Raw genomic sequence first — 19212 nt, 5'->3', positions numbered from 1 at the left:
GATATTCGTTCTCACAAATACCGGTCGAAAAATGAGCTTTTCTGACAATACAAAACACTAAGTTGGATCGATCACACCTTGGGCAATCATGCGTAAGGCCGTCAAGCTCGGCACGAAGAAATATTCTCCCCCGCGAGTCTCAACCAATCTTGGAATCTTACTCAAGATATACGGCGCTTCGTCGCCCTGCGGATCCACTTGCAAGACCGCCTTGCTCGGTGCTTTGTCGTCGGCATCGTGATTACCGAGCAAAATTTCCTTGTCGCTACCCGACTGGAAATCATTGCCGTAATTGATCCACTGCTGCTGCACGAATTCAAACTGCCGATTGATATCCGCATTGATCATCATAATGATAATGCCGTGATTACCATCATTGCGGCTGCGATCTTTGACATCGCCGTATGGCAAGCCGCGACGCAAAATGCGACGACGGTTAGCCAAAGCGCCTGGCGTATCAAACGCCCCCTCGTTGTAGATCATCGATCCCGGACAAGCGCCCTTCACCATTTGCAAAGATGCGCGCGGATTGATGCGTCGAATATGCGCGCTGAAGGGGCATTTCGCGCCACTCATATCATCGTCATAAGTGAAGTCGCTGAGAAGCTTATCTTTGCCCGCAGCGTCGGCGCCCAAGAACTGCATATCAAACTTCGCCTTGCTTTCAGGATCGGGCGCTTTGACTAGCGGCGCACCGTTATCACGCCAACGCCCGACGAATTTCGCCGCCAACAACTCACGCGCATTATCCAATGCGAGACCGCGATGGCGCGCATAATTCTGGGCATGCTTTTCCAAATATTGGTCGAAGGTCGCCACATTTTCATGCAACTTGCGGTACACCATATACGTTCCATTACGCGCCAGCAGAACCGGTTGTGGCGCAGGTGGATACTCGTGCGCTTCATCGACATGACCTAACAAGAATTCACCGGTCGCGAGCGGCTGCCAACTACCATCTTCCATTTGCTTACCGCGACCGTGCACATTCAAATCATAATTCGGTGCGCCTTCAAATACAGGATCACCAATCCCATCGGTATATCCAAAGTGTTCTTTCGCAGTTGGTTTGCCGTTTTCCATCACGACTTTAACGTCCTGATAATCGAGAAGACTGCCATCATCGCCTCGGTGCCCCGATAAGATCACGACGCCTTGCTCATGCGCTTTAACCTGCTCGAGCAACCATTGATAAGCCTGTTCCATTAGCGCTGGCAAACGCGCATTGAGGGAGATAAAAATGTGCACATCTTGTTCGCGGGTCTCACGATTGCCGCGCCAGATCGGGTCCCAATTGTCTGGCGCACTAGGACCATCATCGCCCAACATATCACGTCGATGTTTCATGCCTTGTACGAACTCTGGCGAGAAGCCATTCAACGAGGAACGTGGCAAACCCAATTCTTTCAAACCTTGATAGGCAAATGCGACGTTGACAGTCCAATCTGGCTGTTTGATTTGCCCTGGACCATCGCCCCACTCCACCGAACTGGTCACACGCTTGGAGATCGCTAAAAGAAATTGACGCGCCGTTGCGGAATGACGAATATTCAAAAACACATAACGTGCCACTGGATATCCAAAACGGCCATAAGCACGCACTACATTACCCTGAATGTCGGTAAGATCTAATTGCTTAGTCACTACATCACCTCTTCTGTTTGCTTATAGACGATATTTGCCCGGCGCCCACGTTGGCGCGTTGACATTATTCGGCGCCACGCGTTGCATAAAAGCTTGGAAATTGATCTTCAAGGCCGACGCATCGAGGCCCTGATTGTCGATCACGAATTTGGCAAATTCCTGTTTCAAATACAGTGCTTTCAATTGTTCGGCGAGTGGCTCATCGTTTGATCCGTTAAAGAACAAAGACGCCTTCAGCTGGCACTTCTTCATGTAAGCGATAAAACTGTCGGCATCCTGCACATGCTCAAAGCCATAGCAATAACTCCAAATTTCTTTAATGCGATCTGCAATACTCAACCACATGCCGCGTAAGTAACCATCGAGATCGGCCTTCGGACCGCCATGGAAATTGCACGAGAACACCAAGTAGCGCGATTGCAAATGATCTTCATGTGGCACCGCCGCGCGTCGCATGGGATCAGTGACGAGCAAAGACAAATCGCGCACCGTATCGAGTCCACTGCCGGTCGGTTGCGATTCTGTGTAGACATCGTCTAAGACAAAGAAACGGCAAAGATAAGTGTTAGGCACTTTCGCCATCGGGCTATTGGCCTCAAAATTCCAATTTTGCAAACGATCGCGTATCAAGTCGGCGTAGGCAATTTCGTCTGCCGTGTACGCATTCTTGATTGGCGACAGGATCGTCAAAGCGTAAGCATTTCCGCTGATATTACCGGCCATCTTATTCTCCCTTCGCGTTTGCTTGTGAACGCTCTTGCGCTTCGACCTCTTGTGCTTCGATCTCTTGCTTCAGTCGACCATCATGCCAACGTTCACGACGCTGCACTTGGTAAGCCGACATGCTGATAATCGGCGTTGGATGCATATCGCCAAGATCATGCTGCAAGCCACGCACCAGCGCGTTATAGCGTTTCATGAAATCTTCATCACTGGCATCAAGCTCGTGTTTTTGAAAGGCGATCAAAGCATCCTTCACGGCCTTCGCACTTTTCACATCATTCGATGCAGCTAAGGGATAGGCATTGTAGTAATGGATGGTTTCGATTTGGTTATAGCGAATGTAGTTATGAAACGGCGTCAGTGGTACCGATTTTGGATAACGAATATTCCATTTCCAAAACAAATCCAAACCACCCGGAATCGCAAAGGTAAAGGAATCCACATACTGATCCCAGCTGCCGTTGAAATTACTGAAGAACATCATGTAGGAATATTTCAGATTCTCTTTCGGCTGCGCCGGATCGAGATGAGGAAATTGATTCCTGCCGATGATGACCCAGCGCGCGTAGTGAATCAGCGATAAGGTGATCAAACCATTGAGCGTTTTGGGAAACTTCAACGCGAACCAAAAATAGAATTTATTGAGCCAGGTCGTGTACCACCGAATCGGGGTAATCACATTCATGGCGTAAGCCTTGCCAGCAATATTCGACATACGGATCCTCGTGAATAGGAGAGCAGGAATAGAAGTGCGCCATCGACTAAAACTTGTTTTTTTTCTCATGGCAGCGGGCAAAGTGTGGCGGCTTGATTATTCAAAGTCAATTAAAAACACCAACATCTGTGCGCTCTGTTGCTTTCTGCATGCGCTAGCTATGCCCCAAGAGTCATGAATACGCCACGGCAATGTCAAGCACGCTTGACACGATCTACACTCCTCGATACCATGTCAAACACACTTGACATAACAAACCACAGAACCAACATCACAAAAACAAGGAAAGTACGATGGAGAATGAAAAATATTCCAAGAAGGAACTCGCTGATAACCGAACTTATAGAAAAGAATTAAGCCTTTCAGTGATCGCTTATATGATCGTGTTGTTCGGTTCTATCTATATCGCGAAACCAATGCCCGACGGCATCCTCAAATCTTTGGTCGCCATGACCCCAGTCATTCCTGGCAGCTTTACCCTATGGGCCATCATTCGTCACATGAATCGCTTTGACGAATTCATGCGTGTGTATCTGCTAGAAATTATCGCAACCGCTGGTGGCGTCACCGCCTTCATTAGCTTCACTTATGGCTTCGCTGAAGGGATAGGCTTTCCACGCCTGTCTGGCTTTGTGTATTACGCCATCTTTATGATCGCGTGGTTGATCATTTTGATGCTGCGCAAATTGAAGGAGCGCTCCGATGCGTAACATCGTCAAAGAACTACGCACCGAGCGTGAATTAAGCCAAGCGGCTCTGGCAGACTTACTCGAAGTCTCGCGCCAAACGGTGAATGCGATTGAGACGGGACGCTATGATCCTAGCTTGCCTTTGGCGTTTACAATCAGCAAAGTGTTCGGGCAACCGATAGAGAAAATCTTTTTTGTTGACTGAAGCAAACCACATCAAACTAAGCTGTCTCACAGAAATAAAGCACGAGAAAAAAGAAACTACTTTCGGTAATGCCGTTCCGTTGAGTGCTTCGTTTGGATAATTGTCGTTCCCGCGCAGAGCCTGCCCTCGAATGCTTGAGTCGAGGGCGGGAACCTAGTGACGTAGAAGTCTAAAGACACTGGATCCCTGCCTTCGCAGGGATGATTCCATGAACGCCTGAGTTGAACTAAACACCCCTACTACTTCTTGGGCAATTTCTCTGCATGTTGCGTAATCTCGGAAGGTTTTGCCTGCCACTGTGCGACGTAAGTATTGGCGCTCGCGCGTTGTTCCTCGTTGAGTCCGGCGGCGATACTATCGAGATATTGCTGGAACGCTTCTTCTGCTTTTTGTTCGCGCTCACTCTTCGTGGTCAAAGAAGCGCGCTTCTCCATAATTTTTTGCGCCGCGATTTGTAGATAGGCATACGCCATCACCGGGTCGGCGTTCGGATGTTTTTTCACATCGTTCAATTCCACATAACGCAACATCGCGTCAACATGGCCTTGGTCGGCCGCTTCGCGCCATAGTTTCAAAGCAGATTGATTCTCGCCCTTTTTCTCGAGATAGCGAGCGTATTCAACTTGCGCTTGCAGATAGCCCGCGTTCGATGCTTTCTCGAGATACTGATATCCCAACTCCATATCGGTACGATGCCCTTTACCCCAATTGCCCAAGTAGTAGTCGGCCAATCGATACTGAGCGAGCGGATAAGTAGCGGCTGATTTTTCCAGCAAAGCGACTGCATGCGGCCAATCGGGTTTCTTACGCTTACCGGTTCTGGTATAGCTTAAGGCTTGTTGGAATTGTGCTTCTGGCGCTAACATAAGATCGTGTTCCGACACACTAGCACGCGCTTCTGCTTTCTCAACCGAAGCTTTACCTTTCACAGCTGCGCTGTGTTTGCCACGCTTACTGTGCCGATCTTGTTTGTCTTGTTTGCCGTGGGCTTTCGCGTTGGACTTTGATTTTGACTTGCTGGTGTTGGCGCCTTTTTTACTGCCAGCTTTAGCGTTGGCTTTGCTCGACTTCGATGTCGAGTGCTTGGTATTCGTTTTGCTGGTGCTGTGTTTTTGTGTGGGCTTCGCTTCGGTCGATGGCAATACGATCAAGCTTGTGGCGAGTAAACTCACCCCCAGTAACAACTTCAAACGCATGAATTCTTCCCTAATGATGAGACCTTCGCACCGAGGCAGTCATAATGATCGTGATAGTGGTCGCAAAAAAAATGCGTGGCTATCACTCGATGCGGCAATCTTGTTTATTAAGACAGGCGCTATCATCCACGATACGAGGTGCTTTCGTCAAAGGTTTATCACAGGTTGCGATGAATAGGACGACAAAGATCAAATCAAAGTACCGCCCAAGAAAAAGCCCCCGCTACAAATGCAGCGAGGGCTCGTCTTTCTACAACACATTTCAACAGATCACAGGCCTGTGTGTTGCGCGATATACGCCTTCATCTTTTGCACATCGGCTGGCATCACTTCAAAACGCTGCGGCAGCGCTTCGATATTTTCAAAACCAACTGGGCGTTCCGCATCACGACCCAGCGCTTCTTGGATCGTTTCATTAAACTTAGCAGGCAATGCGGTTTCTAACACGATCATGGTCTCCGCTTCGCGCCAATGTTCGAGCGCAACCTTGATGCCGTCAGCGGTATGTGTATCGACCGTCAGACCAAATTCTTTTTCTACTTTGCGTATCGTCTGCAAACGATCGGCATGCACCGATTTGCCTGAAACAAAACCATACTCAGCAACCTTCTTAAACTCATCGCCGTCACTCCCCGCTTGTCCAGACAAATCAAAACCACCGTGGGTTTCGACTTTGGCAAACAAGGCTTTCACACGAGCGTGATCACCGCCCAATAAATCGAATACAAAACGTTCGAAGTTGGACGCTTTCGAGATATCCATTGATGGGCTGGTTGTGTGATACGTCTCCGCCGATTTACGCACACGGTACACGCCAGTGCGGAAAAATTCGTCTAACACGTCATTCTCATTCGTCGCCACCACTAACTGTGCAATCGGCAAACGCATCATGCGGGCGATATGGCCAGCGCAGATGTTACCGAAGTTACCGGATGGCACAGTGAACGACACTTTTTGATCGTTGCTCGTCGTCGCCGACAAATAGCCGCGGAAGTAATACACCACTTGCGCCACCACGCGTGCCCAGTTGATCGAATTGACTGTGCCAATCTTATGACGCGATTTGAATTCCAAATCATTCGAGACCGCCTTCACCATGTCTTGGCAATCGTCGAATACGCCTTCGACCGCAATATTAAAAATATTCGGATCTTGCAGGCTAAACATTTGCGCTGTTTGGAATGCACTCATCTTTTGATGCGGCGACAGCATGAACACGCGAATGCCTTTTTTGCCGCGCATCGCATATTCAGCGGCACTACCCGTATCACCCGAAGTGGCGCCAAAAATATTGAGCTCCGCACCATTCTTGGCCAAGGCATATTCAAACAAATTACCCAGCAATTGCATGGCCATATCTTTGAAGGCCAAGGTTGGGCCATTCGACAAAGCTTGCAACACCAACTTACGGCCATCTTGCTCAACCACGGTACGCAGCGGCGTAATGGCTTGCGCGGACTCACCGGGACGGGCATTTTTGTAGACTTCAGCGGTATAAGTTTTGTGCGTGATCGCCTTCAAATCTGCTTCTGGAATATCGGTCGCAAATTTGCGCAAGACTTCATACGACAAATCGGCATAGCTCAATGAACGCCAAGCATTCAGTTCATCCGCCGTCACTTGCGGATAAGATTTAGGCAAATACAAACCGCCGTCAGGGGCCAAGCCACCTAACAAGATTTCAGAAAAGCCAACGGAAGAATCAGAACTAGAAGCGTAACCACGGGTGGATTGGTAATGCATGATGAATTGAAGATAAATAAGCGAAAGAGGAATTTCACTTGATTATATCTTGCAATGCAGCAGAAAGTTCATGCTAGTCTGGATTTTTATGCATGTATAGACGAATTTTCTATGATGGGTCATTTGCATCGGAAGGGCAAGGAATGAACCTTAACCACTTAGCGCATTCATCGAAGGGAATGGTTTTCCTTGCACGGGGAACGGCATTGCCCGTCACGGGGTCATGTCAGACATCGGGAGTTTCGCTCGTGCAGTGCAGGAAGCATCATGCCTATGCCGAATTGTTTCCTTGACAGCTTAAGGGACCTTGCTAGAATGCTACCCGATTGGAATGACGCTTTCTCTAGAAATTTTAATACTGTACGAAAATACAGAACTCCTCTGGAAAGCTAATCTGCGAAAGGCTTTGGAGAGTTTGTATGGAAAGTATTATGCGACAAGTTGCTTTGTTATCCGTCATTTCACCCTCTAAATCTAGTTAGGCTGCGAAATCCCATTTCCGAATAGGAACCGAAATGACTCAAGCTTCTAAGCCAAATTGGTGGTCCCGGAATTGGAAGTGGTTTGTTCCGGTTGGGTGCCTTGGGACTCTTGTCCTTTTTGGGGGGTTTATCGGAGCCCTTTGGTTTGGGATCACGGGGATCATGAAAGGCAGCGAGAGCTACCAAATGGCGGTAACTGTTGCCAAAAACAATCCAAAGGTCATCGAGGTGCTTGGGCCGCCAATTCGAGAGGGTTCGGTCGTTTCGGGGAGCATAAATGAAGCGGGCCCAGGTGGCCATGCAGAGCTGCAAATTCCTTTGGTGAACACCAAAGGGAAAGGAGAACTGTATTTGGTTGCGAACAAAGTGATGGACAAATGGGCGATCCAGGATCTCGTTCTTGAAGTTGAGAGTACGAAGGAGCGCATCAAACTAGTTGAGGCTACGGCATCGCAGCCTAACCACAGCATGCACTCGGACGGTGCCGCAAGCGGCACCGCCGGTGATGCTGGCCGTTAGGCGACCGAGATTTGACACCCGAAACATCAACTACGATAAGGGAAATGTATGACATACAGGTACGGCGTATTCTCAGAAAATGAGCGGATTGCGATTGCATATGTTCAATGGGAGGCAAATGTTCAATGGGGCGTTGACGGTCCTGAGAAATTCACGGTGGGGATTTTGCCTCTGAGTCATAGTCGAGGTTCATTCATTCCGCACGCTAATTCGGAGTTTTTCCCATTCACCGATTCAACGCCACAGCTTCAAGCCGTGCATGAAGCTGTAGCTCGTGTGCTCTGCGATCCGCAGAGTCTCGAAGCATTAGTTGTAAGGAAGCTTTAAATTCAAGAGCCAGAACTCGAGTTTGCTGCCAAGACTGTCGGCGTCCTGATAGAACGTGTTCGAGACCTCCAACAGACCTAACTAATCGCTCACCACCTGCGCCAACACAGGTCATGCATTCGCCATTTTCATGACCTAAGTCAGCACACTTCCCGCCTTCTAACCATGCCCCTACCGATGAATCACCACCATCAAAGCCTTAGCCTCCGTCTTTCCAAGATTACGGATTGCATGTGCCCGATCTGCTTCGTAGCGCGCCGTGCCGCCGACTTTTAGCTTTTTCTTGAAGCCTTCAATCTCGACTTCGACGCTGCCTGCTAATAAGGTTAGATGCTCTGAGGTGCCTGGATCGTGGGCATGCGACACCAATGGGCCTTAAGCCCGAGCCACCTAGTGCATTGATCGAGTGGGTTGGATTCCTTTGTGGTGGGAACGGCATTGTCCCCTAACACGTTCATGTCAGGCCGGGTAAGTAAGGCTCATGATCCCACTTCGTCTCTGAGATGCCCAAGAGTTTAAATCTGTTTACTAAGCAATAACACTAATCAAGACTCGTTTGGTGCGGAACAGCGCAACATTAGACGCCCAATCCCAAAAGCAATAACTCATGTTCATCGTTTCCAATGTTATCGAGATGTCTTACAATTCAATCAAACGTCGCTTACATATAGTCGGACTATAACCCATCGAATATGAAGACGACCAGTTCCAGAGACTTCAATGCGTCTAACAGAGTCTGGGAAGTTCTTTCACCCTAAAAAAAATCGTGAGCATATGCACCCCAAAAAAATAATTGCGATACTTTGCTTGATTAGTCTATTGAGCGCCTGCTCCTTCGGGGGGATATGGTCTTCTCCACCTATCCGGGCACAGGTTGTTGGCGAGAACGGACTCCCCATCAAAGGCGCCGTGGTTGTCGGCACTTGGGAAGCAAAGAAAGAGTTTCACCATGCGTCACTAGGCTATTTTGAAGTTCAGGAAGTCACAACAGATGAGTCAGGATGGTTTACTTTACCTAGCTTCCCCCCACGTTATGTGCGGGATACGATACTGACTACAGAGCCTCAACTATTAATCATTCATCCCGATTATCAGCCAGAGCTCTTGGTAAATAGCTTTCCTGGCGACCCTGGGCAAGCACCGTCCGTGATGAAATTTTATATGCAGGATCGGCAAATTAAATTGGCTCCCTTGCGTTTGCACTCCTATGAGTTACGTAGCGCGGTTCTTTCGGTGACGCTTAGACTCGGTTTCTCTTACCTCGGAAAATCTCAAACAAATAGTAATTTTTGCGTGTGGGAGAGAATGCCGAAATTTCTGGTAGAGCTTGAAAAGCTTCGCGTGAAACTGAGTAACGCAGGCCAAAATGAAGAAGCAGGTTTTATCACACCTCTTGAAACTGCGATCAGTTGGGGCAGAACAAATTGTGGTGACGCCACTAAAATTTTGAAGGAAGTCAACTTATCTCAAACGTCGAGCCCCCAAGACAAGTAACATGGATAAACGAGCGCTCAAAATCTTATTCGACTCATATTGGTCCCCTCAAGGCTGGAAGCCGGATGCCAAACGTGGCCCATCTTCGGAAGACTTTGCGTATGCAAAGTCGAAGCGGCTAATGTTCGATCCAATCGAACTGAATCACGATCGAATCCTGAAACAACTCTCGAACTCCATCGAACGACTCAATCGCCGAAAAGTTGCCGATGCTTTCCTTGCGAGCCTATCGACACGGAGGCTCGATTGGCGGTCGGCTTTGGGAAGCTACGCCGTGTTCCAGCATCTACCGCCCCATACCGCACAAATCAATGAGCATCGCTGTTCGGTTTGCGGCGTCTATCTGCACGAGCACACGGCCGACTTGAACGTTCTCAATTTCGAACGCTTCAAGTGGGGTGGTGTTCGACATACCCAAGTGATCTATGCTGCATTTGATTTAGGCCTCCTTCTGGAAAGCCCCATTCCGACGCCAACTGCCGAAGACATTCAACTCTTCCGGACCATGCTCTCGGCAATTAACGCCGCACCATCAAACCTTACGAGCGCAGCGCTGCAATCGCACTTCGCAAAGGTTCTAAAGTCCAACAAAGCCGAACGCGATGTCATCGTCGCAATTCTGGGGTTCTGCGGAATCCTCGGAACCCACGCACACCCTGGCTTTTCAGATGCCTTCGTCCCCAGCGACAAGCGCGACATTCCAGACCGGCACTTTGTTGATATGCCCTACCCTGCCTGCTGGTGGCGAGGTGATGCTGGTATCAATCAGACCAAGCTCGAAGAATACTTTGGCCATGTGCTTTGATATGTGACTCTAACCAGAACATGCCCGACAAACTGAGGCGCGCCTCTCATCGCAAACCTTAGGCCTCATTTTTTAGAACATCCAATGAATAAAATTCTTGTACTGGTTTTTGGCTTAGCTCTCAATCATGTAGCCAACGCAAACGAAAATAATTTTCGATGCCTACAGTCTATAAATTTAAATAAACCTATTAAGCTTCAATTTAACTACCCTCAAGATTCAGAGAAGACTGGCTTAGTAACGTATGGTAACAGCGCGCTTTCTATTCCCGTACGACTGAAATCAGAAAAAACAATTAGAGAAGTACCAAATGGACAGCCTTGGCTGTTTCAGTCGACATGGGAAGAAATTACAAATGCTGGTATCGGTGGACGATACGTCATTACTAGCCAAGCAGCGGACATCTACGAATTCAAATATGTACGGAAAGACGGCAAGGTATTTATGTTTAAAGTGAACATTGATGCTTCAACTGAAAATGGTTGCCAGTGGAAATAGTTAGCTTAACTCACGCATCGAGAGGGGCGCCGCGCTGACAGGCGCCGCTCCTTATTTCATCCCCTACCACCACAGTAGACAACCACTCCAAAAATAAATAACTTACTATTTTTACTTTGATACAGGTGTCTACCGTTTACTTGATTCATTTAATTGGTGAAATATGGCTAACAGCATTTACTTCTTTAATCGCGATGATAAGTACTTTGAGTTATCAAACTTTGCTGGATTCGGGTTTGAGCTCAATCAGCACTATTGGCGGACCATGGAGCATTATTTTCAAGCCATGAAGTTTGAAGGAACACCACAGTTTGAGAAGATATTAAATGCGGGTTCTCCCAAACAGGCAAAAGACTTAGGACAGAGTCGTGCCTATCCTATTAGAAGTGATTGGGATCAAGTTAAAGAAGAAATTATGCTTCTAGGATTGCGCGAAAAATTTAAAAATCCTGAACTTAAAGCCTTACTTCTCGGTACTGGAAAAAAGATTCTCGTTGAGAACTCTCCCTACGATAGATATTGGGGGATTGGTCCAAATGGAAAAGGAAAAAACCGATTGGGCATGTTGTTAATGCAGTTAAGGAGTGAACTGGCAAATGCACAACTTAAGGTTTGAAGACGTGCCCGTAATATTGACTTCCATTGAAAATTGCCGCCGCTTGCGGCTCACCTTAATTTTGCGTCAGAGTTCTTGAATGATTCACATCCTTAATCGAATTTTCTTGTTGTCGCTGTTTGGTTTTCCCAGCATTGCTCTGGCGGGCTATGACTTACACATCACAAGGGCCAATGAATGGACACTCAGTTCGAAAAAACCAATTTCGGAACGTGAATTGAAAGCCGCAGTCGCATCCGACGCTGAGCTAAAGATGGATACGACCGCAAGTGCTGAGAATCCTATAACGCGCGAGAGGATTCAAGTTACCAATCGTTTGATGGCATCTTGGATCGATCCAACAACGAAGGAAAAGCATTACTTCTACTATTTTCGGGGCGAAATCATCGTCAAGAATCCCAGTGAGAACACAATCGCGAAAATGAAGGCCGTCGCAAAAAAACTTTCGGCTCGGGTTCAAGGAGACGATGGTGAGTGGTACTGAGAGAATTTGCCTTAATTTTCTACTCCAACTTAAACCCTAACTAGCTTGAAAAGTTAAGCCCTTATGAAAAGTTGCGCTGTTCTATGTGAAAAATGTCATGAATTCCTTGAACTCAATAGGTGGCACCCCATCGAGCAGAATGCCCTTGAGAAAAGTGCGTCGGTTCCACCGAGTTTACTTTTGAGTGCAGCGACGCAAGAAAACAGCAACGCTTTCCCCGAGCTCGTCGCCACCTATATTGGCTTTGTAGAACGCCATGCTGATCATTCACTTCAGCTTCACTTTTCCAGCGGTGATTGGCCATGGTGGCCGGATGAGTCGAACTGGTTCCAATGGAAGCGAATTTCAGGTCCATTCTTTCATCCATCATTTAATCAAGGCGATGTAGATTTGCCGCGAAACATAATTGACGACCTCCATATTACAAATTGGCCAGATGCTTTGGCGCACTACCGCGCAACATGCCCTTGTGTAGAGCGCCCGGAGGACCTTGAAAGATTCTTCAAGTTACTAGTCTCCGAACGGGGTTAACAAATCGCTGCAGGCCCGACTTTCTTGGCAGGCAGCTGATTACGCTCATATCCTACCGATGAATCACCACCATCAAAGCCTTAGCCTCAGTCTTCCCAAGATTACGGATCGCGTGTGCCCGATCTGCTTCGTAGCGCGCCGTGCCGCCGACTTTTAACTTTTTCTTGAAGCCTTCAATCTCGACTTCGACACTGCCTGCTAATAAGGTCAGATGTTCTGAGGTGCCTGGATCGTGGGCGTGCGACACCAACGCGCCGCCTGGGGCCAAGACTAGTTCATACCATTCGAAGCGCCCTCCTAGTTCCATGGGGCCTAAGATTTTCAAGACGTAACCTGAATGCTCGCCCGGCAAGGTGGGTGTCTCATGCGGCTCTAGCATACGAATCGGATCGACCTTAGGTACCTCTGCCGTGAGCAATTCCGCCATCCCTATGCCCAGCGCATTGGCCAAGCGCCAGGCGACGGCAATGGTGGGATTGGCTTTTTCGCGTTCGATCTGTGACAGCATGGATTTAGAAACTCCCGCAGTGCGGGATAAGTCTTCCAAAGTTAATCCCCTTTCCAGCCGTAAACGCTGCAGGGTCGCACCAACCTCAGGTGGCGCCGCTGGTGCGGTCGAACTTATCTTTGTTGCAATCACTTTTTTCATAGTTTCGCTTGCCAAATCAAATAAGCATAGATAATATTCGCTATATTGAATTTTCGTTCGATATATTGAATATTTAGTGAATCGTTAAAAATTTTAGGTTTTTTGAGTGATTCACGAAAAGAAATTCCGGAATCAACGTAATCCATCATACCAGAGCCATCGCCAAACTCAGCACAGAGGAGAACCACAATGAGCGCAAATGCACAGAAAAATACTTTCTTCACCGACCTCGCCACCAAACTCGATGGTTTGCGTCAAGAAGGTTTGTACAAACCAGAGCGCGTGATCTCCTCTCGCCAAGGTGCAGTTGTCACTAACTCTGAAGGCCGTCAGTTGATTAATCTGTGCGCGAATAACTATCTTGGTTTGTCTGGTGATGAAGAAACTGTGCAAGCCTCCATTAAGGCGACGGAAGAATTCGGTTATGGCTTGTCTTCCGTGCGCTTTATCTGCGGCACGCAAACGGTACACAAACAATTGGAACGTGCGATTGCTGACTTCCTCGGCATGGAAGACACGATTTTGTATGCGGCGGCTTTTGATGCCAACGGCGGTGTGTTCGAACCCTTGTTTGATGAGAACGACGCCATCATTTCTGATGCCTTGAACCACGCTTCCATCATCGACGGCATTCGTCTGTGTAAAGCGGCTCGTTTCCGTTATGCGCACAATGATATGGCGGATCTCGAAAAGCAATTGCAAGCGGCTGCCGATAAACGTCATCGCGTCATCGTCACCGACGGTGCGTTCTCGATGGACGGTACGATCGCTCAGCTCGATAAAATCTGTGACCTCGCCGATAAATATGGCGCATTGGTCATGATCGATGAATGCCACGCTTCTGGCTTCCTCGGCAAAACCGGTCGTGGTACGCATGAACACCACAACGTTATGGGCCGTATCGACATCATTACGGGCACATTGGGCAAAGCCCTCGGCGGCGCGATGGGTGGCTTCACTGCGGCACGCAAAGAAGTGATCGATACATTGCGTCAAAAGTCACGCCCTTATTTGTTCTCGAATACCTTGGCACCATCCATCGCTGGCGCTTCTTTAGCTGTGCTTGAGCGTTTGTCTAAGTCCACGGAATTGCGTGATCGCTTACACGAGAATACGGATTTCTTCCGTCGTGAGATCGAAGCCTTAGGTTTCACCATCAAACCTGGTACACACCCAGTGGTACCCGTGATGTTATTCGATGCACCCGTCGCACAAAAATTTGCCGCACGCATGGTGGAACTCGGTGTTTTGGTGACCGGCTTCTTCTACCCAGTGGTGCCGATGGGCCAAGCCCGTGTACGCGTGCAGTTATCCGCGGCACACACCAAGGAACAATTGCAAACAGCCTTGGCGGCCTTTGCACAGGCAGGTCGTGAATTGGGCATTATCAAATAACGAGAATCGCTGCAGAAGACGCCAAGAACGGCGCATGCAGCGCAAAGCATCGCGATGCTCTCACCAGAACAGAATACAAAACAGAATACAAATTAGATTTTTGAAGGAATTAGCATGGAACGAATTTTAGTCATCGGCGCCAATGGTCAAATTGGTAGCGAATTGGTCGATGCCTTGGCCGCTAAACATGGCGTTGATAACGTCATCGCCGCCGACATTACGCCGAACAGTCTCTACGGTGCAAAACACTACGAAGTCGTGGACGTCTTGAACGCAGAGCGTTTGGCTGAAATCCACGACAAATATGAGATCACTCAGGTTTATCAATTGGCCGCACTCTTATCCGCGACCGGTGAAAAAGCGCCATTGAAAGCCTGGACTTTGAATATGGATGGTTTGCTCAATATCTTGGAATTGGCACGTGTCCGTGGCGAGGCTGGCAAGCCGTTGAAAGTATTCTGGCCATCATCGATTGCCGCCTTTGGTCCTAACACCGAAGCAGTCAACACACCACAATACACGGTGATGGACCCGAATACGATTTACGGTATCAGTAAATTGGCGGGTGAGCGTCTGTGCGAATACTACTTCCAGAAATACAATGTGGACGTACGCAGCATTCGCTATCCAGGCATCATCAGCTACAAATCGCCTCCAGGCGGTGGCACCACGGATTACGCGATTGCGATTTTCCATTCCGCCTTGAAAGGCGAGACTTATTCTTGCTTCCTCGAAGCGCAGCAAAGTCTGCCAATGATTTATATGCCGGATGCGATTCGCGCGACGATTAGCTTGATGGAAGCACCAGCGGAAAACATCAAAATTCGCTCTTCGTATAACGTCAGCGGCATGAGCTTTAACCCACAAGAACTCACAGATGAAATTACTAAAAGTGTGCCAAACTTTAAGGTACACTACGCGCCGGACAGCCGTCAGGCAATCGCTGCAAGTTGGCCGCAAAGTTTGAATGACGATGCGGCGCGCGCGGACTGGGGCTGGAAAGCAGAAATCGATCTCGCCAATCTCGTGAAAGACATGTTGAAAAACGTTCGCGTTAGCTGATTCAGTAAGCATAACAGTCAACTGAACTGCGAACTAAACAGCGCATGTCTACCCGAGTTCTTGAGATCGGCACAATAAAAAATACTATCCCGCAGCGACTGGCTGATCAGTTCAACATCTGATCAACCAGCGTCTTTAGCGGGCATCAAGAAAAAGGAACACACGATGGACATGCGCGTTTTTGACTTGTTTAAGATTGGTGTCGGCCCCTCTAGCTCGCACACCGTAGGGCCCATGATCGCGGCCCGTCGCTTCTTGCTCGAATGCCCCGATCTCGAGCAAGCCCAATCTGTACAAGTGGCACTGTATGGCTCCTTGGCATTGACTGGTTTGGGCCATGCTACCGATAAAGCAGTCCTACTCGGCTTGATGGGTGAAACACCGCAAGACGTGATTCCCGATACAGTCGAACCCAAACTCGAAGAACTCAATCGCAGCGGAGTGATGTCTTTGCTGGGCCGCGTGCCGGTGCCCTTCGACGCCCTCAATGACGTGTTGTGGCACAAACAGGAAGTGCTACCTGGTCACCCAAATGGCCTGCGGCTCAGCTTAACCCGCAAAGACGGTAGCACTTACAGCGATACCTTCTATTCCACCGGTGGCGGCTTCATTTACAGCGAAGCCGAATTAGCCCAGAACAGCAATGTAGTGAGCACACCAGCGGTTGCCCTGCCCTACCCGTTTGCCACCATGGCGGAACTCTTGGAGCACGGCAAACGCAGCGGTTTGAGCTTAGCGCAGATGTTACGTGCCAATGAACTGTGCCACTGCACCGAGGCCGAGCTCGACGCGGGCCTCGATAAGATTTGGTCAGTCATGAATTCCTGCATCGAACGTGGACTCAAAATCACGGGCGAACTGCCCGGCGGTTTGCACGTGCAACGTCGTGCAGCAAAACTCTGGTTATCGGCCAATGAAACCCACAATAGTTTGCCGCATGATGGCATGCATAAAGTCAGTTTGTATGCGATGGCCGTCAATGAAGAAAATGCGGCCGGTGGTCGCGTCGTAACAGCGCCAACCAATGGTGCTGCGGGCATTATCCCAGCCATCATCAAATACTATTCGCAAGATTGCCATCCTAGCGATCCGGTCAAAGGCATCCGCGATTTTCTGCTAGTCGCTGCGGCAGTGGGTATGTTGTGCAAGAAAAATGCCTCGATTTCCGGTGCTGAGATTGGTTGCCAAGGCGAAGTCGGCGTGGCTTGTGCGATGGCAGCCGCTGGCTTAACGGCAGCTTTAGGTGGCAGCAATGAGCAGATTGAATCCGCTGCGGAAATTGGTATCGAACATCATCTCGGCATGACTTGTGACCCGATTGGCGGCCTCGTGCAAATCCCCTGTATCGAACGCAATGGCATGGGCGCGGTAAAAGCCATTACCGCTGCTTCACTGGCCTTGAAGAGCGACGGCACCCATCACGTGAGCCTCGATCAAGTGATCGAAACCATGCGTGTCACGGGTTACGATATGCAAGCCAAGTACAAAGAAACTTCACTCGGCGGTTTGGCGATCCACGTGGTGACGGTCAACCACGCTGCGTGCTAAGACTATCTTAAGACTCTTTTTGCTCTTGACCTGGGGCAGCGTCGCCTGGCGCAGTCAGAGGAATCTCGATCATGAACTCAGTACCATGATCGAGTTCACTGTGTACGTCGAGGCGACCGCCCAACATGCCCGTCACGATATTGTAGGCAATACTGAGTCCCAAGCCCGAGCCGCCCTGCCCTAGTTTGGTGGTAAAGAAGGGATCAAAAATTCGCGGCAAATGTTCTTTCGCGATCCCTTTGCCGTTATCCCCAAAGTAGATACGTACTTCTTTATTGCCAAACAATTCGGCACGCATACGCATCACGCCAAAATCCTCCTCGGCGAATGCATGGCGCAGCGAGTTGTTGACCATGTTCATCAAGACTTGCTCTAAGGGTCCTGGAAAACTATTCAGAACAATCCCTTCCGGAATTTCATTGCGCAAGACGTGTTTGGTTTTGCGCAAAGTTGGGCTCAAGGTCACAAACACTTCGTGCGCAATTTCATGCAAATCGAATGCGCGTCTTTGCTCACTGGTTTGATCGACCGCTATCTGTTTAAAGCTATTGATGAGGTCGGCAGTGCGACGCAAATTGCGGTCAAGAATATCGCCAGAATCACGGATGTTGAACAAGAATTGATTCAAGGCCTTACGCGACAAACCCGCCACCAAACTTGCCTCAAACTGCCGTTCTTGATCGAGTAAAGTCGAGGAAATCATCAGGGCATTACCGACCGGCGTATTCAATTCATGCGCGATACCGGCCACCAAGGAGCCCAGCGAGGCGAGCTTCTCTGCTTGCACCAAATCGGTTTGCGTTTGCTTGAGGTTTTGCAGTGCCTCACTGAGTTCTGCGGTGCGCTTGGCAACGCGCTGCTCTAATTCAACCGTCAGAATATGTTGTGCCTTCTCAGCCGACAAACGATCGGTTTGATCCAAGAATAAAGCCACAAAGCGCCAACCTTCGGCGAGTTCGAAAGCCGCAGTACTGATCAAGAAATGACGCTTCTCGCCCTTATATAGTGCAAGCGTCACCGGATAGCCCACAACCCCGCTGCGCATGGTGAACTTTGCCACCAGCCTGCGCTCTTCTTCGTAGACGAACAAGCCCAGATCGGCCACAGGCCGTCCAATCAAGGCTTCTTTTTGATAGCCCAAAGCATCTAGAAATGCAGGATTCACATCCGTGATGCGTCCTTCTTTATCGCCAGAAATCGCTGGCAAAGGATTTGATACAAAGAGACTGGAAAACGACGCTTGCGAACGTTGCAGATCTTCTGTCTGACGCCGCAAACTGGCAGCCAACTCGCGCACTTGTTCGAACTCTGATCTCAAAGCACGTACACCAACAAGGCCAAGCAATAAAGCGATTATCACGCATCCGACCAACATGATCAGGCGGACATACATCACTGGCTCACTGGGCACCACCGTGCCATTCGAAATGAGGACAGAGTAAATTGAACAGGCAACTAAAACTGCAGCCGCCATGGCGATCGCGTGTCGCACTGAAAGAGCCCAACTGGCTGCCATGATGGCAAGCGGCACAAACAACAAGCCGGGGGCGCTAAAACCAAAAGTCGGCAAGCCAAATACGATAGGGATCAGACTGAAGCCCCACAAAATAATCGCGATTGCCGCTCGGTAGGCGTGACGTTTTAAACAGATCAGCAGGATGGCTGAAGTCGCCATACCAGCCAAGGCACCGTGACTACCGGGGCCGCGGTTGAGAAAGAAATTCAGTGCCAAGGCCAAGCCACAGGCAAAGAAAGCAGTTAAGGCAATGCTGTAAAGAAGATTGACGCCGAGCGCAGTGATGCGTATCCGGTCTGGACTTTCTTGTATGCTGAGGTCATCAGAATCGCTCACTCGGTCAGACATTTCTCACCTAGAACTCAATCACG

General features: G+C 49.1%; 19 protein-coding genes and 1 pseudogene. 12 read left to right on the top strand and 8 right to left on the bottom strand.

The annotated features are described in order from the left end of the window. Positions 1–57: 57 nt before the first annotated feature. The 3 genes from RF679_RS07120 to RF679_RS07110 are packed head-to-tail and all read right to left on the bottom strand — an operon-like array spanning position 58 to position 3082. A complete protein-coding gene (locus RF679_RS07120; protein ID WP_309483527.1) occupies positions 58–1644 on the bottom strand; it encodes a Dyp-type peroxidase in 1587 nt (528 codons plus the stop codon). Positions 1645–1665: 21 nt separating this feature from the next. After that, positions 1666–2367, bottom strand: a complete 702-nt coding sequence (locus RF679_RS07115) for a hypothetical protein (RefSeq protein ID WP_309483526.1) — start codon at positions 2365–2367, stop codon at positions 1666–1668. A 1-nt stretch (position 2368) separates the two neighbouring features. After that, on the bottom strand, positions 2369–3082 hold the full coding sequence (locus RF679_RS07110; RefSeq protein WP_309483525.1) for a hypothetical protein: 714 nt from the start codon (positions 3080–3082) through the stop codon (positions 2369–2371). Positions 3083–3375: 293 nt separating this feature from the next. On the opposite strand from RF679_RS07110, the gene RF679_RS07105 reads away from it, so the two are divergent. Both RF679_RS07105 and RF679_RS07100 read left to right on the top strand, forming a co-directional pair. After that, complete coding sequence (locus RF679_RS07105; RefSeq protein WP_309483524.1) at positions 3376–3792, top strand: hypothetical protein; 417 nt, start codon at positions 3376–3378, stop codon at positions 3790–3792. Then, positions 3785–3976 carry a helix-turn-helix transcriptional regulator gene (locus tag RF679_RS07100; RefSeq protein WP_309483523.1) on the top strand — a complete coding sequence of 64 codons (192 nt, stop codon included), beginning with the start codon at positions 3785–3787 and terminating at the stop codon, positions 3974–3976. The genes RF679_RS07105 and RF679_RS07100 overlap by 8 nt, the downstream gene beginning before the upstream one ends. 239 nt (positions 3977–4215) lie before the next feature. Here RF679_RS07100 and RF679_RS07095 read toward each other — a convergent pair whose 3' ends face one another. Both RF679_RS07095 and thrC read right to left on the bottom strand, forming a co-directional pair. Beyond that, positions 4216–5172 (bottom strand): tetratricopeptide repeat protein, encoded by a 957-nt coding sequence (locus RF679_RS07095; protein WP_309483522.1) that lies wholly within the window; start codon positions 5170–5172, stop codon positions 4216–4218. A 270-nt stretch (positions 5173–5442) separates the two neighbouring features. Next, complete coding sequence (gene thrC / locus RF679_RS07090) at positions 5443–6915, bottom strand: threonine synthase (protein WP_309483521.1); 1473 nt, start codon at positions 6913–6915, stop codon at positions 5443–5445. A gap of 515 nt (positions 6916–7430) precedes the next feature. On the opposite strand from thrC, the gene RF679_RS07085 reads away from it, so the two are divergent. Both RF679_RS07085 and RF679_RS07080 read left to right on the top strand, forming a co-directional pair. Then, positions 7431–7916 (top strand): cytochrome c oxidase assembly factor Coa1 family protein, encoded by a 486-nt coding sequence (locus RF679_RS07085; RefSeq protein ID WP_309483520.1) that lies wholly within the window; start codon positions 7431–7433, stop codon positions 7914–7916. 48 nt (positions 7917–7964) lie between these two features. Then, complete coding sequence (locus RF679_RS07080; protein WP_309483519.1) at positions 7965–8243, top strand: hypothetical protein; 279 nt, start codon at positions 7965–7967, stop codon at positions 8241–8243. A 171-nt stretch (positions 8244–8414) separates the two neighbouring features. Here RF679_RS07080 and RF679_RS07075 read toward each other — a convergent pair. Next, positions 8415–8618, bottom strand: a pseudogene (locus RF679_RS07075) (cupin domain-containing protein); the annotation flags it as partial. Positions 8619–8963: 345 nt separating this feature from the next. Between RF679_RS07075 and RF679_RS07070 the strand changes: the two are divergent. From RF679_RS07070 to RF679_RS07050, 5 genes are all read left to right on the top strand, one after another. Continuing rightward, positions 8964–9737 (top strand): carboxypeptidase-like regulatory domain-containing protein, encoded by a 774-nt coding sequence (locus RF679_RS07070; protein ID WP_309483518.1) that lies wholly within the window; start codon positions 8964–8966, stop codon positions 9735–9737. A gap of 1 nt (position 9738) precedes the next feature. After that, the gene (locus RF679_RS07065) at positions 9739–10542 is read left to right on the top strand and encodes a hypothetical protein (RefSeq protein WP_309483517.1); all 804 of its coding nucleotides are present in this window, start codon (positions 9739–9741) and stop codon (positions 10540–10542) included. A gap of 84 nt (positions 10543–10626) precedes the next feature. Then, a complete protein-coding gene (locus RF679_RS07060; protein WP_309483516.1) occupies positions 10627–11040 on the top strand; it encodes a hypothetical protein in 414 nt (137 codons plus the stop codon). A 163-nt stretch (positions 11041–11203) separates the two neighbouring features. Continuing rightward, complete coding sequence (locus RF679_RS07055; protein WP_309483515.1) at positions 11204–11656, top strand: NADAR family protein; 453 nt, start codon at positions 11204–11206, stop codon at positions 11654–11656. 79 nt (positions 11657–11735) lie between these two features. After that, a complete protein-coding gene (locus RF679_RS07050) occupies positions 11736–12140 on the top strand; it encodes a hypothetical protein (RefSeq protein WP_309483514.1) in 405 nt (134 codons plus the stop codon). A gap of 583 nt (positions 12141–12723) precedes the next feature. Here RF679_RS07050 and RF679_RS07045 read toward each other — a convergent pair. Beyond that, positions 12724–13335 (bottom strand): helix-turn-helix domain-containing protein, encoded by a 612-nt coding sequence (locus RF679_RS07045; protein ID WP_373921747.1) that lies wholly within the window; start codon positions 13333–13335, stop codon positions 12724–12726. Between the two features lie 174 nt (positions 13336–13509). Here RF679_RS07045 and kbl point away from each other — a divergent pair, with 174 nt between their 5' ends. The 3 genes from kbl to RF679_RS07030 all read left to right on the top strand — a co-directional run bounded on the left by kbl (position 13510) and on the right by RF679_RS07030 (position 17325). Next, positions 13510–14715 carry a glycine C-acetyltransferase gene (gene kbl, locus RF679_RS07040; RefSeq protein WP_309483512.1) on the top strand — a complete coding sequence of 402 codons (1206 nt, stop codon included), beginning with the start codon at positions 13510–13512 and terminating at the stop codon, positions 14713–14715. 114 nt (positions 14716–14829) lie between these two features. Beyond that, positions 14830–15777: an NAD-dependent epimerase/dehydratase family protein gene (locus tag RF679_RS07035; protein ID WP_309483511.1), complete on the top strand. Its 948-nt coding sequence runs from the start codon at positions 14830–14832 to the stop codon at positions 15775–15777. 165 nt (positions 15778–15942) lie between these two features. Continuing rightward, entirely contained in the window at positions 15943–17325 is a 1383-nt protein-coding gene (locus RF679_RS07030; RefSeq protein WP_309483510.1) for an L-serine ammonia-lyase, read from the top strand. 7 nt (positions 17326–17332) lie between these two features. On the opposite strand, the gene RF679_RS07025 is transcribed toward RF679_RS07030, so the two are convergent. Then, positions 17333–19189 (bottom strand): sensor histidine kinase, encoded by a 1857-nt coding sequence (locus RF679_RS07025; RefSeq protein WP_309483509.1) that lies wholly within the window; start codon positions 19187–19189, stop codon positions 17333–17335. Positions 19190–19212 lie beyond the last annotated feature (23 nt).

Origin of the sequence: Undibacterium cyanobacteriorum, from assembly GCF_031326225.1 — a bacterium.
Lineage (GTDB): Bacteria > Pseudomonadota > Gammaproteobacteria > Burkholderiales > Burkholderiaceae_D > Undibacterium > Undibacterium cyanobacteriorum.
Note: the sequence above shows the minus strand (reverse complement) of the source record. Positions and strands in the feature narration are given on the sequence as shown.

Coding starts and splice junctions, on each gene's coding strand:
- RF679_RS07115 (WP_309483526.1), bottom strand. CDS start 2,367: ATGGCCGGTAATATCAGCGGAAATGCTTACGCTTTGACGATCCTGTCG.
- RF679_RS07110 (WP_309483525.1), bottom strand. CDS start 3,082: ATGTCGAATATTGCTGGCAAGGCTTACGCCATGAATGTGATTACCCCG.
- RF679_RS07105 (WP_309483524.1), top strand. CDS start 3,376: ATGGAGAATGAAAAATATTCCAAGAAGGAACTCGCTGATAACCGAACT.
- RF679_RS07100 (WP_309483523.1), top strand. CDS start 3,785: ATGCGTAACATCGTCAAAGAACTACGCACCGAGCGTGAATTAAGCCAA.
- RF679_RS07095 (WP_309483522.1), bottom strand. CDS start 5,172: ATGCGTTTGAAGTTGTTACTGGGGGTGAGTTTACTCGCCACAAGCTTG.
- thrC (WP_309483521.1), bottom strand. CDS start 6,915: ATGCATTACCAATCCACCCGTGGTTACGCTTCTAGTTCTGATTCTTCC.
- RF679_RS07085 (WP_309483520.1), top strand. CDS start 7,431: ATGACTCAAGCTTCTAAGCCAAATTGGTGGTCCCGGAATTGGAAGTGG.
- RF679_RS07080 (WP_309483519.1), top strand. CDS start 7,965: ATGACATACAGGTACGGCGTATTCTCAGAAAATGAGCGGATTGCGATT.
- RF679_RS07070 (WP_309483518.1), top strand. CDS start 8,964: ATGCGTCTAACAGAGTCTGGGAAGTTCTTTCACCCTAAAAAAAATCGT.
- RF679_RS07065 (WP_309483517.1), top strand. CDS start 9,739: ATGGATAAACGAGCGCTCAAAATCTTATTCGACTCATATTGGTCCCCT.
- RF679_RS07060 (WP_309483516.1), top strand. CDS start 10,627: ATGAATAAAATTCTTGTACTGGTTTTTGGCTTAGCTCTCAATCATGTA.
- RF679_RS07055 (WP_309483515.1), top strand. CDS start 11,204: ATGGCTAACAGCATTTACTTCTTTAATCGCGATGATAAGTACTTTGAG.
- RF679_RS07050 (WP_309483514.1), top strand. CDS start 11,736: ATGATTCACATCCTTAATCGAATTTTCTTGTTGTCGCTGTTTGGTTTT.
- kbl (WP_309483512.1), top strand. CDS start 13,510: ATGAGCGCAAATGCACAGAAAAATACTTTCTTCACCGACCTCGCCACC.
- RF679_RS07035 (WP_309483511.1), top strand. CDS start 14,830: ATGGAACGAATTTTAGTCATCGGCGCCAATGGTCAAATTGGTAGCGAA.
- RF679_RS07030 (WP_309483510.1), top strand. CDS start 15,943: ATGGACATGCGCGTTTTTGACTTGTTTAAGATTGGTGTCGGCCCCTCT.
- RF679_RS07025 (WP_309483509.1), bottom strand. CDS start 19,189: ATGTCTGACCGAGTGAGCGATTCTGATGACCTCAGCATACAAGAAAGT.